Source organism: Siminovitchia acidinfaciens, assembly GCF_003605385.1.
In the GTDB taxonomy this organism is placed as follows: Bacteria; Bacillota; Bacilli; order Bacillales; family Bacillaceae_C; genus Siminovitchia; species Siminovitchia acidinfaciens.
The window spans coordinates 831,699-843,879 of the sequence record NZ_QYTV02000001.1; the positions used below are offsets into that span (position 1 = coordinate 831,699).

A 12,181-nucleotide genomic window follows, 5' to 3' on the forward strand; every position below is an offset into this window, starting at 1 on the left:
CCTGCCAATGCACAAGCCGTGGTGCTTTAAGGCGGCCACCGCTTGTCGCCCCTAAACTGCCGGCTTCCGCATTTCTGAACAGTCTGTACGTGGATGGACAGGCGTTTGTGTTTTTCTTTATGGCATGCTTCTTGCATTGAATATTATAAAAATATAGAAAAAATAAAAAAGAAAAAAAGGGGGAAATGACATGGCGCGTTTGCAAGCTGTGCTTGGCAACGATAATATACGCCCGCTGTCAATGCAGCAGCGTTCTGTAGGTTTTTTTGGCATTTTTTCAATTTGGGTAGCGGCTAACTTTGTTATTACAACAATTTTAACAGGGATGCTTTTCTTGCCGGATATTTCGTTTTTTGATGCATTAAAAGTGATTTTCCTAGGGTCCGCAATTGGCGCTATTCCAATTGCGCTCATGGGAAGGATTGGAACGACGACAGGGCTTCCGACGATGGTAATCACCCGGGCCGCCTTTGGACAGAAAGGCGCTTTGCTTCCAGCAGCAGCTAATACAATCATACTTGTTGGCTGGAGCTGGATTCAGGCTTATATGGCAGGTTTAAGTTTCGATTACGCATTTAACTATTTGACGGGGTACAGCAATGTTAATTTGTTTACGATTTTAACCCAGGGTCTTGTTGTTTTTATTACGATTTACGGAATTCGCGGTATCGATACAGCCCAACGGTTTATTTCAACCGCGATGTTAACTTTGTCATTCATGGTTTTTTATAAATTGTTCACCGCATATGATGTTCATTCTCTAATCCAATTGCAATTATCTAAAAATCCTGAAATAACATTTATTATCGCTTTCGACATCGTTATTGCAACCGCTTTTTCTTGGATGTCATCGGTTTGCGACTATAACCGGAGTGCCAAGTCGGAAACGGGCGGAATGATTGCCACTTATTTGGGATATGTACTGGCATCGATGGTAGCATTCGGTCTTGGAGCAGCTGTCGGCGGCTTCAGTCTGGCGCTTGGAATGGAGCAGACATATGATCCTGTTGTTTTGCTTGCAGCCCATGGATTTGGTTTGATTGCGGCAATTGTTGTTTTTCTTTCGGTCGTATCGACAAATGCGATGGCGTTGTACAGTGCGAATATGTCGTTTTTGAATGTATTCCCGAAAGCTTCTTTTTGGAAAACAGCACTCGTATTAGGTGTCATTACAATTTCAGGGGCATTGTTGAAGGAAAGGCTGATGACGCATTTCTTTGACTTCGTACTTTTTATCGCAACTTTATATATACCGATTTTTGCTATTGTCCTGGCGGATTTCTACCTTGTAAAAAAGAGGCGCTATGATGAAGAAGATATCGCCCTTGATAAGAAAGGTTTGTACCGCTATGTAAAAGGTGTTCATCCGGCTGCATATATTGCCTATGTGTTAAGTGCTGCTTTTGCGCTTTTCTTCACATATGTCAGCCCGCTGTCTATTGGGTCTACCGTGTTGACGTTCTTTGTAGCAGGAATTCTTTATACTGTTCTTGCAAAAATGATGCGCTCTAGTGCAGTAGAAAATGTGGAAGGTGAAAAAATAGCATGACAAAGTGGAAATTGGCTGTTGTGCAAGATGATTTTAACGGCGAAGGCAATTTGGAATTAATGGAATCACACATAACGGCCTGTATGCAAAAGGAACCGGAAACAAAGCTTATTTTGTTCCCGGAAGCCGCGGCTGCCGGATATATCTTTTCAGAAGAGCATGTAAGGAGTAAAGCCGAGCCGGCGGATGGAAATGCTTTTAGCTTCCTGTCCGTGTTGGCAAAAAAATATAAACTGTATATAGGTTACGGTTTTATTGAAAAGAAGGACGACAAGATATTTAATTCTATGAATTTGATTAGTCCTCAGGGTGAGCTTTTGGACACCTATCAGAAAATACATTTGACGCCTCTGGAAAAACATTTATTTTCGGCAGGCGATAGACTTGTCACTGTAAAAACTGAGCTGGGAACAATCGGTATGATGATCTGCTGGGATATGGCATTTCCGGAGCTGGCTCGCCTGCTGGAAAAACAAGGAGCAGATGTGATTCTAGCACCAAGTGCATGGGAAAGTCCGTATGAGGCTCCGTATCATCGTATGGCATCTGCTAGGGCGATGGATAATACGGTCTATTTGGCGACTTGCAATTATACCGGCGGGAAAGGAGATATCCAATTTTTTGGAAGATCCGCCATTTTTGGACCGGATGGAGAAGTGATTAGCTCACAAACCGGGGATGTTACAGCAGAAATAGATATAGAAAAACGGCAAGAGCTTAAAGAAAATTTTTATTCGATGCGTTCAGATGAACGAAGAGATTTATATAAGATTCAATGGAGGAAAGAGAGCTGTGGAATTTAAAAGAATAGTAGATTTGACCTTGCCATTGGACAATAACATTCCGATTTTTCCGGGTGATCCGGAACCGAATGTGCGTCCTGCTACGACTATAGAAAAGCATGGTTATAATACTTCACACTTAGATATAGGCTCACATACGGGAACCCATGTGGATGCCCCTTTCCATTTTAGGAAAGAGGGAAAAACGATTGATCGGCTTCCGTTGGAGAGTTTTATAGGAGAAGGTGTGTTGATTCCTGCGACTAATAAAAAAAGCGGAGAGGCAATCACGGTTGAAGATGCAGCCCCGTATTTCGATAAGCTGGGTCCAGGAAAAGTCGTTTTATTCCATACAGGCTGGACTAAGTATTTGGAGGAAGAGGAATACTTCAACCACCCTTACGTGGATATTGAGGTCATTGTCAAAATGCTTGAACTTGGTGTCCGAACGTTTTTTATAGATGCGTTGAATATTGACCCGCCTAACGGAGAGCAGTTTCCTGCGCATGAAGCCATTACTGTTGTTAATGGAATCATCGGAGAAAATTTTACTAACTTTGATCAAATCACCTTTAACAAACCGCTGATTATCGCACTTCCTTTAAAAGTTGCAAACGGGGATGGCTCGCCTGTAAGGGCTGTTGCGATGGAAATATAAATATACATCGGGAGGGTTTTAATAATGCCAAAGTACAAACCGAAAGATTCATCACAATCTCCCCGCTTTGTAGGGAACAGGACTTTCATGAGGTTGGAACAGGTCAGAACGACTGATGATATAGATTTTGCCGTTCTCGGCGTACCTTTTGATACAGCAGCATCCAACCGGACCGGGCAGCGTTTGGGTCCTCAGCATATCCGTGATTTTTCCGTATTGCTCCGTCCGTACAATCCGGATATGGACATCGACATATTTGAATATTGCTCAGGGGTTGACTACGGGGATATCAACGTCATCCCGGGAAATGCACTCCGGACATATGACAGCATAGTTGAAGGCTTGACGCCGCTTCTCGAGAAAAACGTCATCCCTGTCATCATGGGAGGGGACCACTCTATCACATTGGGGAATTTGCGCGCCTTCCATAAGAAATACGGAAAGATTGCACTTGTTCATTTCGATTCACATGGCGATACATGGGAGCATTACTACGGAGAGAAATATATGCACGGCACCCCGTTCAGGCGGGCAGCTGAAGAAGGGCTGCTGGATATGGAGCATTCAATCCAGGTTGGCATGAGAGGTCCGCTTTACGGACCGGGAGACATTGAAGATGCAAGGGATCTTGGATTCGAGGTAATTACGATGAAGGAAATTCGCCAAATCGGTTTTGACGAAGTCATGAGAAGAATTCATGACCGCGTAAAAGATCGCCCGGTGTTTGTCACATACGACATCGACTTTGTTGATCCGGCGTTCGCACCGGGGACAGGAACGCCTGAGGTCGGAGGGCCGACAAGCTATGAGGCGTTGGAATACGTCCGCGGGTTGGACGGACTGGACGTTGTCGGTTTTGACCTAGTGGAAGTGCTCCCAGCTTATGATGCCAACGAAATTACGGCCGTGCTGGCTTCGGCAGTTATCTATGAAATGATTACACTGGTTGCGCTGAAAAAAAGACGGCAAATGGAGGAAAGAAAAAGGCTGTTATTACAATTTGAGGCAATTAAAGATGTATAGCAACGAATGATTAAAGTAAGTCTTCGCTGAAGTTATCAATCTGGCAATAAAGGTTGGAAGTTTTTCAGGGAATTAAGAAGATTAATATGGTACTTGGTAAATAAAAACTCAACAATGCTGATGCATTGTTGAGTTTTATTCTATATCCGATTTTGTCCATAATGATTCGATCACATCGCTGAATGATTTAAGTACATCCTTCTCTTCATTTTTCTTTAAATAAATAAGAGAAGTTTTAAGGCCTATCTTTTGATCCGTCAATTCAATAGGTATGAGTTCGCCACTTTGGATCTCTCTTTTTATTAGGTTGCTGGAAAGCAAACCATAGCCAGTACCGTTTAATACAGCCCGCTTAATAGCCTCTTCACTACCGATTTCTATAACTTTTCTGGGTGAAAAATTGGCATGCTGCATATATTGATTAATCATTGATTGAAGGATAATCCCGACTCTATACCTAATAAAGGGAAATGTATTTAATATGTGATTAATTCGTTCTGAATCAAATATATCTTTCGAGATAACGAGCAAAAGCTCTTCTTCATCCAGGATGATGTTGTTTATACCGCTTTTCGAAACTTCTCCGGCAACGACGCCCAAATCGTAAGTATTGTTTTCAACACCTTTTAACACTTCGTCACTATTGCATGACGTTAAATTAATATGAACATCAGGAAAGGTCTTTAAAAATTCCGAAATGACCATAGGGAAATAGTTGGTGCAATAAAATTCAGGAGCCGCAACTTTAAGGTAGCCATGTGGTTTTTCAAGCTCCAAAAATGCAGCTTCCATTTCGTCAACGATATGAAAAAGTTCATCAGTGTATTTTTTCAACAGTTTGCCTGCGGGAGTCAAATGGTTTTTTCTGCCAACTCGAAAGAACAATAATTGATTCAGTTCCCTTTCTAGCGACTGAATTTGTGCCGTAACCGTCGGCTGTGTAAAATTCAGTTTTTCTGCCGCTTTTGTAAAGTTCAGGCACTCTGCCACAACTTGGAACGTTTTTAAGTTCCTTAATTCCATCGATCCCACTCCTGTATTCGTCTCTTTATATCATTTTATCATATTTGCCAAGATTCACATGCTGAAGTATCGAAAGATACTATGCATACGATAGATTTTATCAATTTCTCAACGAGAAATTCCTATGCTAATTTTAAAAAGAAGGGGGTCATCGGGTGATTGTTTGTACAACTGCTGATATATCCAAAGAATTGCAAAATAGGGTGATGGAAGAAACGGGGTGTAAAGTTGTTCGAAAAAAGCTCCCGATGCTCGAATCCACTGAAAAATATGAAGCGCAATATCTTTTAACGTACGGAAATTTTGATGATGAGATTAATCCTGAAGAACTGAAACAGCTTCCTAACTTAAAATGGATTCATGTGTTGAGCAGCGGAACAGAACAACTGCCGAAAAGTGTGATCAAGGACAAGGATATTCTTGTTACCTCTTCCAAAGGAATTCATGCTATTCCGATTAGCGAATATGTCCTCTATGCGATTTTGCATTTTGCAAAAAGAAATACAGAGTTTCGTAAACTGCAAGATGAAATGAATTGGTCATACACTATGGGCATGTTCGAAATTCATGGCAAAACTTTAGGCGTTCTTGGAACCGGTTCAATTGGAAGCGGTATCGCCAAAAAGGCGAAAGCATTTGGCATGAATGTCATTGGTGTGAATCGCAGCGGACGCCGACCTGCAGAGTTTGATCGAATTTATAAAATAGAACAATTAAAAGAAGCGGTTCCGCAATGTGATTATATATGCTGTGTACTTCCATCCACGGAGGAAACAACTAACTTAATAGACAAAGAAATCATTGGCTTAATGAAAGATCAAGTGATTTTTATAAATGTGGGCAGAGGAGACATAGTCATTGAAGAGGATTTAGTAAAAGCACTGAAAACGGGAAAAATCGGTGGTGCAGCCTTAGACGTATTTAATAATGAGCCGCTTGAGGCAGCGCACCCTTTTTGGTCAATGGAAAACGTACTGGTTACCCCGCATGCTTCTGCCAGGACGGATATGTATATGAATCGGGCAATCAAATTATTCCTTGAAAATTATCAACATTTTCAAATGAAAAAATTTGATGACATGATAAACAAAGTCACTTTATAGATAGGTTAAATCAGAAGAAAAGAGGAAAAGACATGGTTAAATATAAACAAGATCCTACATTTTCACAACCGCGTTTCAGCGGAATCAGTACCTATATGAGACTGCCTCACGTTAAAACATTGGATGATGTGGATGTAGCAGTCGTTGGTGTTCCATTTGACACGGGACAAACATTCCGGACAGGAGCAAGGCTTGGGCCGCAGGCGATCCGTAATTTCTCATCTCTCGTACGCTGTGCCTCCGATTATCATAAAATAAACATATTTGACTATATTTCAGCAGTGGATTACGGTGATGTTCCTGTTGTTCCAGGATTTATCCAGGAAACATATAAGAATATGGTTGATGTTCTTGCACCGATGTATCAAAAAGGAATCGTACCTATTGTCATGGGTGGGGACCATTCGATTACACTCGGTGAACTGCGGGCGGCAGCTCAAACTTACGGGCCTGTTTCACTGCTTCATTTTGATGCCCATACTGATACGGTTGATAGCTATTTTGGACAAAAATATACCCATGGCACTCCTTTTAGGCGGGCAGTGGAGGAAGGGTTAATTGATCCAACTCGTTCCATTCAAGTAGGGATGCGAGGGCCTGTCAATAGCCTGGATGAATATGATGAATCAAGAGAATTAGGATTTGAAGTGATCACAACAGATGAATTGGTGGAAATGGGGATACCTTCACTTATTTCAGCAATAAAAAATAGAGTCCAGGGCCAACGCGTATTTCTTTCTTTTGACGTGGACTTCATTGACCCGGCTTTTGCTCCAGGAACAGGAACGCCTGAGGTTAATGGTGTTTATCCGCGGGAAGCGTTTCAAATTTTGCGGCAATTGACGGATATTTCATTTATCGGGTTTGATGTGGTGGAAGTCCTTCCTGCCTATGATCATGGCGAGATTACATCTGCACTGGCAGCGAATGTCATGTTTGAAATGATGTGTTTGGCCGCATTGAATAAAAAAGCAGCAGTAACGAATATGTAGTTGAAAGGCCCGGCACGAAGCCGGGCTTCTCCAAACGATAGAAGCGGGCTATTTATTCGATAAGAAACAGCGATTTTTAATCGGCCAGAAGCGATGCTATATTTTATAAAAACTCTATTGAAAACGATTACTTTTAAAGGTGAAAAGGGGGATTATTATGGGAGCAATTGATATAGTCATTATTATTCTTTATTTTGCAGTGATTGCTGGAGTTGGGATTTATGGAGCGAGACGGGCCACGAACGCAGAGGAGTATATGGTGGCTGGCAGAAATTTGAACTTTTTCATGTATCTCGGCTGTTTGGCCGCTGTCATACTTGGCGGGGCCTCGACAATGGGGACAGCCAGACTGGGTTATGAATTCGGAATTTCGGGAATTTGGATGGTTGTTGCGATTGGTACGGGTGTAGTCATTCTGGGATTATTTTTAACAAAGAAAATATCCCAATTCAAAGTGCTGACAATCAGCGAAATGCTCGAAAAGCGCTATAGTAAAGAGACAAGACTGGTTAGTGCAATCGTTGCTGCTATTTATACATTGATGTTGACGGTCGTTCAAATGATCGGTATCGGTTCATTGCTGAATGTATGGCTAGGGTGGAACTTGGCACTTTGCATAATCATCGGCGGAGGGATTGTCTTTTTATATACGACACTTGGAGGAATGTGGTCCGTCACGATGACGGATATTGTCCAGTTTGTCGTGATGACTGTGGGGGTTTTCTTTCTCATGCTTCCGCTTAGTCTTTCCAAGGTTGGTGGCTTTAGCGCTTTAAATACTAACCTGCCTTCCGGATATTTTGATATGGGCAATATCGGCGGAGACCGTATCTTTCAATATTTTATCCTGTTTACACTTGGACTGATGGTTGGTCAGGACATTTGGCAGCGGCTGTTCACCGCAAAAACACCAAAAGTATCTAAATACGGTACAGTGGCGGCTGGACTCTACGCCTATGCCTACGCAATTGTATTGGCCATCATCGGGATGTGTGCTTTTGTTATGCTGCCAAATATCGAAGATACTCAAAACGTTTTTGCCGAGATGGCTATGATCTCCTTGCCTCCAGGTATCTTGGGTCTCGTTTTGGCGAGTGTTGCAGCCGCAATCATGTCAACAGCATCCGGAACAATCATTGCCTGTTCGACTCTCATATCTAACGATGTTGTCAGGCGATTCTTCAAACCGGATATAAGTGATAAAAACTTCATCCGGATTTCCCGCTTGACAACTGTAGGAATTGGAATATTTTCGATCATATGTGCCATTTGGATTCAAGATATACTAGTGGCTTTAGATGTGGCATATGCAGTGTTGTCAGGTGCCTTATTCTTCCCGGTCATTTTCGGACTGTTTACGAAGAAAGTCAATGCCCGAGCTGCTTTTTACTCTATCATTTTAAGTGCAGCTGTAATCCTTGCTGGATTGGGAATTCAGGGAATTACTGCAACTGAACCAATCGTTTACGGTTTGGTTGTGAGCCTAATTTCAATAATACTGCTGTCTCTTTATCCGACTAAAAAAGATAAAGGTGAAATGGATGTAAAGGTTGGGTAGTTTTTCGAGGTGTACAATTTTGATGAAAATTGTGCAATTCCGGACGGAACCCAATTAAAAAAGTAATTGGGAAATCTATAAAAGTGAAATCGTGCAATTAACAATCTATTGTGGGCAATTCCTTCCTCGAATCGTGCAATTATTGACTTGGTTCGTGCAATCCCGGGTTACATTCGTGCAATCCAACCTAAAGTTTTACAATAATGGGCTTAAACGTAAAAAAGCAGATCATCAAGGTCTGCTTTTTTTCTATGAAGGATTTTTAAGAAATATATAGAAGCCTATGTTAAGCCACCATTAAGGAGTTGTGAACATGATTGTAAAAAAGAAAACCGTTCCAATCTTAATCCGGAAGCTTGAGGCCCTAAATCGAAGGCTTTCAAAGACGGATTTGCGAAAACTTGCTGTTTTGGAGGATTTGAATAGGAGGAAGGCTGGACCATAGAGGCGAGCATTCAATCGATTATCACTTAAGTTTTCTGGAAGACAATCGATATCATATACTCCATGACTTAAGACTGCTGAATCATTTCGGGTCAAATTATTTCCAACTTGACAATGTTATATTATCTTCTCCTTTTATTACTTTGATTGACGTGAAGAATTATAAGGGCGTAATCCAATTTGACAATCAGTATCATCAACTTATACAAGTTACAGACGGGAAAAAAAGATCGCTGGAAGATCCTATTCCACAAATAAGGAGGCAGAAACTGCAATTAAAGAAATGGCTGAAAGCCCATTATTTCCCCGATGTTCCCATCGAGCCTCTCATTGTGATCAGCAATCAATCCACTATTATAGAGACAACAGGTAATTCCTCACATTTCAAATATATCACCCACAGCATCAATCTTCCGTTTCAAATAAAATCCTTTGAGGATAAATATCCAATAGATGTAATTACACCTAAAGATTTAGTCAGGCTGGGAAATTTGTTAAAGAAAAAAGATACTCCACTTAACTACAATGTACTCGAGTATTTTGGCATCCATCCAAATGAATTGATTAGAGGCGTACATTGTCCAAAATGTTTTGCCATACCTATGCAACGGGGACACGGAAAATGGTTATGCCGTGTTTGTAGGTTTGCCTCTGCAGATGCTCATATTTATTCGATTCAGATTATAAATTACTTTTGGGCAATGTGCTTACAAACGAAATTCTTCGCGAATTTCTTCTCCTTGACAATGCCCGGACAATTGCGACCAATATTTTAAAATCAATGAATCTTCGTCATACGGGGAAGACGAAAGACAGAGTATATTTTCTTTGAAAAAGCAATCGTGCGATCCTGGGTTAAACTTGTGCAATTATCAGCTTAGTTCGTGCAATCTCGGGTTACATTCGTGCAATCCCAACATAGATTCGTGCAATCCCGGCAGAGATTCACGCAATTCAGCCTAAAAATTTACAATTACTAGGCTGAAACGTTAAAAAGCAGACCGGTCAGGGCCTGCTTTTTCAACTTTCACTGAACTCCGCCTCCATACGGGAATTGATTGGAATACCCGGCGTGTTGCTTGTATGATTGCTGGATTTTCTGCTCACTTTCAGCCTCCATTTTATACCAGCCGCTTTTGAACATGTGTTCAAACAGGCTCCGCTGTGCATGCTGCGTTTCATTGAAAATGGTAAGCAGATCATCATAAAGATGCTGGTGGCTTGCTTCATGAAGTGCAACCGCGTAGCTGCTTGTCATGTACTTTTCCGTTGCAAGCATGTCATTGATGAAATCGCGGTCGTTCATCTGCGGCGTCTTTGGTACTTGCGTGGACGGGTTTTTGATTTGCCCTGGTTGATTTTGGTTGTTCATGGAAAAGAGAATCTCCTTTCAAAGTTAAAGAAAGTATAAAATTTTACCGAATTATCGCTTTAAATAAAGGGTACGTAATGTCGAGCTCCGACGGCCAGGCGCCATCGGCTCGAGGTCACAAGCTGCAAGGAAGCCTATTCAGGATGAATGTGCTCCTGCGCTATAGCTTATTCGAGGAAGCCTTGTTGAGCTCGTCGCAAAGCCGCGTGAAGCATATTCAGAGATGTTTCTCACGATGTAATTAAGTAAGCAGCTTTGCTGTGGTGACTGAAAAGCTCCCTCATCAAAATTCATCTTGTGCTTGTCGCTCTAAGGCTGCGCGCCTTCCGCTTTTCTTCTATCACATGATTTGGTTGTTCTGCTGTTTTTCCTGTAAATGGGCAAGCAACATCTCATAATGGCGCTGATGCATTTGTCCGCACTTTTCAATTTCCATTTTAACTTCCTGGTCTTGACACTGCCCTGCAAAAAAATGAGCTTTTTTCATTGCCAGCAGGTTCCACGCCATCATATCATTTATATAAGAGAGGTCTTTTGTTGTAATGACGTGCGGTGGTTGCTGCATGCCCGGCTGTTGCTGATTTGGCGTTTGTTGCGGGTTCATTTGCTGGTTTTGCATGTCCTTCCCTCCTTGAACTTTACAAAAATAGCTTGTGTGCCCGCAGGAATTTTATTCATATAAATACTGATGCTAAACAAAAAAAGTGAAAAATGATATGATGTTAGTAAGCGGTTACATCAAGGGGGAGCATAATGTCATGGAAAATGTAATGCGCAATTTCTTTTTGTTCTTATCAAAAAATAAATTCCTTACTAGGTCGGCAAAAAGATACGGCCTCCGGTTCGGAGCTGCAAAATTTGTTGCAGGCGAAACAATCGAGGAAGCGGTTGCGGTCATTAAAGATTTAAATAATAGAGGATTGAAAGTGACAATTGATTACCTGGGAGAATTTGTTGACAACAAAAAGGAAGCGGATCATATGGCAGACAATTGCATCACGGCAATCGAAGCGATTGGAAGGGAAAAACTTGTTTCGCAACTGTCGCTGAAGCTGACGTCGATGGGCATGGATATTTCAGATGAGATTGTCATGGCCAATATGAAGAGGATCATGGAAGCAGCAAAAAACTACAATGTGTTTGTCACCATTGATATGGAAGATTATGAACGGTGTGAAAAAACACTCCAGATTTTCAAACAGCTCAGGCTTGAGTATGACAATATCGGAACTGTCATCCAAGCGTATCTTTTCCGGACACAGGAGGATATGAAAGATCTGGATGAATATGCCCCCAATCTAAGGCTCGTCAAAGGAGCATATAAGGAATCCCCGGAAGTGGCATTTCCTGATAAATCAGATGTTGATGATAATTATAAGAAAATCATTCAAATGCATCTTTTACATGGGCATTATACGGCTGTAGCCACACATGACGACGCGATTATTGAATTCACCAAGCAATTTGTGAAAGAACACGAGATTCCGAATGATCAGTTTGAGTTTCAAATGTTGTACGGCATTCGGAGCGAGCGTCAGCTGGAGTTGGCAAAAGAAGGCTATACGATGCGGGTCTATATCCCGTACGGAACCGATTGGTACGGTTACTTCATGCGAAGGCTTGCTGAGCGGCCGGCGAATGTCACCTTTGTTTTAAAAGGAATATTCAAGAACTGAG

General features: G+C 41.7%; 13 protein-coding genes. 10 read left to right on the plus strand and 3 right to left on the minus strand.

Going from position 1 to position 12,181, the window contains the following annotated elements:
• Nucleotides 1-190: 190 nt before the first annotated feature.
• The 4 genes from D4T97_RS03815 to speB (D4T97_RS03830) are packed head-to-tail and all read left to right on the plus strand — an operon-like array spanning nt 191 to nt 4,012.
• On the plus strand, nt 191-1,549 hold the full coding sequence (locus D4T97_RS03815; RefSeq protein WP_126047776.1) for a purine-cytosine permease family protein: 1,359 nt from the start codon (nt 191-193) through the stop codon (nt 1,547-1,549).
• A complete protein-coding gene (locus tag D4T97_RS03820; protein WP_126047778.1) occupies nt 1,546-2,352 on the plus strand; it encodes a carbon-nitrogen hydrolase family protein in 807 nt (268 codons plus the stop codon). Before D4T97_RS03815 ends, D4T97_RS03820 begins: the two co-directional genes overlap by 4 nt.
• Nucleotides 2,342-2,989, plus strand: a complete 648-nt coding sequence (locus D4T97_RS03825) for a cyclase family protein (protein ID WP_126047780.1) — start codon at nt 2,342-2,344, stop codon at nt 2,987-2,989. Before D4T97_RS03820 ends, D4T97_RS03825 begins: the two co-directional genes overlap by 11 nt.
• 24 nt (nt 2,990-3,013) lie before the next feature.
• Nucleotides 3,014-4,012 carry an agmatinase gene (gene speB, locus D4T97_RS03830; RefSeq protein ID WP_126047782.1) on the plus strand — a complete coding sequence of 333 codons (999 nt, stop codon included), beginning with the start codon at nt 3,014-3,016 and terminating at the stop codon, nt 4,010-4,012.
• Between the two features lie 135 nt (nt 4,013-4,147).
• On the opposite strand, the gene D4T97_RS03835 is transcribed toward speB (D4T97_RS03830), so the two are convergent.
• The gene (locus D4T97_RS03835) at nt 4,148-5,035 is read right to left on the minus strand and encodes a LysR family transcriptional regulator (protein WP_126047784.1); all 888 of its coding nucleotides are present in this window, start codon (nt 5,033-5,035) and stop codon (nt 4,148-4,150) included.
• A gap of 155 nt (nt 5,036-5,190) precedes the next feature.
• Here D4T97_RS03835 and D4T97_RS03840 point away from each other — a divergent pair, with 155 nt between their 5' ends.
• From D4T97_RS03840 to D4T97_RS21055, 5 genes are all read left to right on the plus strand, one after another.
• Nucleotides 5,191-6,138 (plus strand): D-2-hydroxyacid dehydrogenase, encoded by a 948-nt coding sequence (locus tag D4T97_RS03840; RefSeq protein WP_126047786.1) that lies wholly within the window; start codon nt 5,191-5,193, stop codon nt 6,136-6,138.
• A gap of 32 nt (nt 6,139-6,170) precedes the next feature.
• Nucleotides 6,171-7,130: an agmatinase gene (speB, locus tag D4T97_RS03845; protein ID WP_126047788.1), complete on the plus strand. Its 960-nt coding sequence runs from the start codon at nt 6,171-6,173 to the stop codon at nt 7,128-7,130.
• A 157-nt stretch (nt 7,131-7,287) separates the two neighbouring features.
• Nucleotides 7,288-8,688, plus strand: a complete 1,401-nt coding sequence (locus D4T97_RS03850) for a sodium:solute symporter (RefSeq protein ID WP_126047790.1) — start codon at nt 7,288-7,290, stop codon at nt 8,686-8,688.
• Nucleotides 8,689-9,001: 313 nt separating this feature from the next.
• Nucleotides 9,002-9,133, plus strand: coding sequence for a hypothetical protein (locus D4T97_RS20880; protein WP_268920390.1), 132 nt, complete (start codon nt 9,002-9,004; stop codon nt 9,131-9,133).
• A 55-nt stretch (nt 9,134-9,188) separates the two neighbouring features.
• Nucleotides 9,189-9,908: a nuclease-related domain-containing protein gene (locus D4T97_RS21055; RefSeq protein WP_408021588.1), complete on the plus strand. Its 720-nt coding sequence runs from the start codon at nt 9,189-9,191 to the stop codon at nt 9,906-9,908.
• Between the two features lie 251 nt (nt 9,909-10,159).
• Here D4T97_RS21055 and D4T97_RS03860 read toward each other — a convergent pair whose 3' ends face one another.
• The gene (locus tag D4T97_RS03860; protein WP_126047794.1) at nt 10,160-10,504 is read right to left on the minus strand and encodes a spore coat protein; all 345 of its coding nucleotides are present in this window, start codon (nt 10,502-10,504) and stop codon (nt 10,160-10,162) included.
• A 340-nt stretch (nt 10,505-10,844) separates the two neighbouring features.
• On the minus strand, nt 10,845-11,123 hold the full coding sequence (locus D4T97_RS03865) for a hypothetical protein (protein WP_126047796.1): 279 nt from the start codon (nt 11,121-11,123) through the stop codon (nt 10,845-10,847).
• 139 nt (nt 11,124-11,262) lie between these two features.
• On the opposite strand from D4T97_RS03865, the gene D4T97_RS03870 reads away from it, so the two are divergent.
• A complete protein-coding gene (locus tag D4T97_RS03870; RefSeq protein ID WP_126047798.1) occupies nt 11,263-12,180 on the plus strand; it encodes a proline dehydrogenase family protein in 918 nt (305 codons plus the stop codon).
• Nucleotide 12,181 lies beyond the last annotated feature (1 nt).